The sequence below is a fragment of the Lysinibacillus capsici genome (assembly GCF_003367505.1).
In the GTDB taxonomy this organism is placed as follows: domain Bacteria; phylum Bacillota; class Bacilli; order Bacillales_A; family Planococcaceae; genus Lysinibacillus; species Lysinibacillus capsici.
Genome location: NZ_PXXX01000037.1, coordinates 1 through 2341 on the forward strand (window position 1 = coordinate 1; position 2341 = coordinate 2341).

At 34.5% G+C, this 2341-nt stretch carries 1 protein-coding gene, 2 rRNA genes and 1 pseudogene; all 4 read left to right on the plus strand.

Features of this window, described 5'->3' with window-relative positions; genetic code table 11:
• A 23S ribosomal RNA gene (locus C7B89_RS23165) occupies window positions 1–130 on the plus strand; the annotation flags it as partial.
• Window positions 131–246: 116 nt separating this feature from the next.
• Window positions 247–362 (plus strand): 5S ribosomal RNA (rrf, locus tag C7B89_RS22720).
• A 125-nt stretch (window positions 363–487) separates the two neighbouring features.
• Window positions 488–600: pseudogene (locus C7B89_RS22725) on the plus strand (IS200/IS605 family transposase); the annotation flags it as partial.
• Window positions 601–1184: 584 nt separating this feature from the next.
• Window positions 1185–2078 carry a patatin-like phospholipase family protein gene (locus C7B89_RS22730; RefSeq protein WP_115674652.1) on the plus strand — a complete coding sequence of 298 codons (894 nt, stop codon included), beginning with the start codon at window positions 1185–1187 and terminating at the stop codon, window positions 2076–2078.
• The last annotated feature ends 263 nt before the right edge of the window (window positions 2079–2341 follow it).

Sequence of the window (2341 nt, forward strand, 5' to 3'; positions counted from 1 at the left end):
CACTCAAGATGAGATTTCCCATTACGCAAGTAAGTAAGATCCCTCAAAGACGATGAGGTAGATAGGTTCGAGGTGGAAGTGTGGTGACACATGGAGCTGACGAATACTAATCGATCGAGGACTTAACCAAAAACGTTTGAAACATTCAATGCACCGTTTATCCAGTTTTGAAAGAACAAGTAAGCTTTTAAAAAAAGCTTGCATTTATACTGAAATATGGTATAATAAATCTTGTCTTTTAATAAGTCTAGTGATGATGGCAAAGAGGTCACACCCGTTCCCATACCGAACACGGAAGTTAAGCTCTTTAGCGCCGATGGTAGTTGGGGGCTTCCCCCTGTGAGAGTAGGACGTCGCTAGGCAACAAAACAGTCAGCTGTGCGCTGACTGTTTTTTTATTTTGTATCTTTTGAAAACCCCTTGCTATGCGAGGGGTTCCAAAGAGCTTCTAGCTATGGACAAGAAAAAAACAGCCGAGCAATCAGGTATGTTGGTGAGTATTCGAGCAAAAATAATTGTTTCATCTTTTGTAGTGTATTTGAAAGGGAAGAGTAGCTTAATGATATTCGATCGGCATGCCAACCTGAATACAAATATGGACCAGAACCCCAGCGTTTCACGCGAGAGCAAACCACCAGTCTAACTGGTGGTTCTGATTCATTGTAATCTTAGCAAGATATAGAAGGGGTTAGTAAGCTATTAACTAAGTCGGCTAAAATTTTCAAGCCTTCAGTGAAAGAATAAAATTAGAAGTTATGAAAACCCCAGCATTTGTGGATAGCTAAACATTCTGTAACTTTTTTTAAAATTAAATAATATCAATCACCATCAGTACGTTCTTATAAGACATAGTTAATATAGATAAGGGCTGTGATTTAAATTAAATATTGTTGGGGGCTTAGGCCCTTTATTTTTGTTGTTAAAAATATGTTCTACACTAAAAATTTCCGGAACTAAAATTATTGTTGAAACTACATTAGCATTTAAGTAGCTCTTTACATTTCTTAGAATAACGATATTTCGCCGCATATTCTTATATGATACTGTAATCGAATTTTAGCTAGACACTTGGTTAAAGTTTGCTGCTATGTACATAAGTATCGTCAATAAAGTAGAAAATTTAGTTCTATTCGTCATTCTTCATCCTTATACTATAAAGATTACATCAAAAAGGAGAGGAAAGTTTGTGGATTGATGGCGTGTTTTCTGGTGGCGGTTTGAAGGGCTTTGCCTTAGTAGGGGCATATCAAGTACTAGAAGCTGAACATTTTCGATTTAAACGTGTAGCTGGTACAAGTGCGGGGGCCATTTTAGCTGCCTTTATTGCTGCGGGTTATAGTGGAAAAGAGATAGAAATGATGCTAGAAGAGTTAGATGTTCCTTCATTACTTGATCCAAGAAGAACAATTTTCCCTTTTCCTTTTATGAAATGGGTAAATGTTTATAATCATTTAGGTCTCTATAAAGGAAAGGCGTTAGAAAAATGGTTTTTCCAAAAGCTAGCTGCAAAAGGAGTATATACTTTTGGTGATCTGCCTAAAGATTCTCTTAAATTAGTAGCTTCAGATTTAACGAATGGTAGAATGATTGTTTTACCAGATGATTTGCATAAATATCAAATTGAAGCAAAGAATTTTTCAGTAGCTTGTGCGTTACGCATGAGTTGCGGTATACCTTTTTTCTTTGAACCAGTTACATTAAAGACTGGGAAAGGTGAATCGGTTATAGTGGATGGTGGTGTTTTAAGTAATTTTCCACTATGGATATTCGATGATAAAGAAGGTCGGAAAGTACGTCCGATTTTAGGTCTGAAACTGAGTAGAAGAAGAGAAGAACAATGTCCTCAAGAAATTAAGAATGGTCTAAATTTATTTGAGGCACTATTTTCAACTATGAAAGATGCACATGATGAAAGGTATATATCAAGACGACACGAAAGAGACATTATTTTTATTCCTGTAGAAGATTATAGTGCAACCCAATTTGATTTAAATGAAGAAACAAAAGAAACTCTATTAGATATAGGAAGAAACCGTACAATTCAATTTTTACGAAATTGGCCAAGATTGAGGTTGTAATTTTTTAAAAAAATAATTATAAAACTATTGACCAATGACAAATAGGGTGTTATTATATAAAAGTTGCTGTTGAGATATGCAGCTACTAAAATATAAAATAAAATAACTGTTTGACATTAAATATAAAACATGTTATTATATAAAAGTTAACTCTTACAGAAGAGTAAACAAAATGAACCTTGAAAACTGAACAAGCAAAACGTAATCAATAAAGTTTTAAGTAGCTAGTTTTGCTAGTGAACGAAACACAATTTTGGACATCA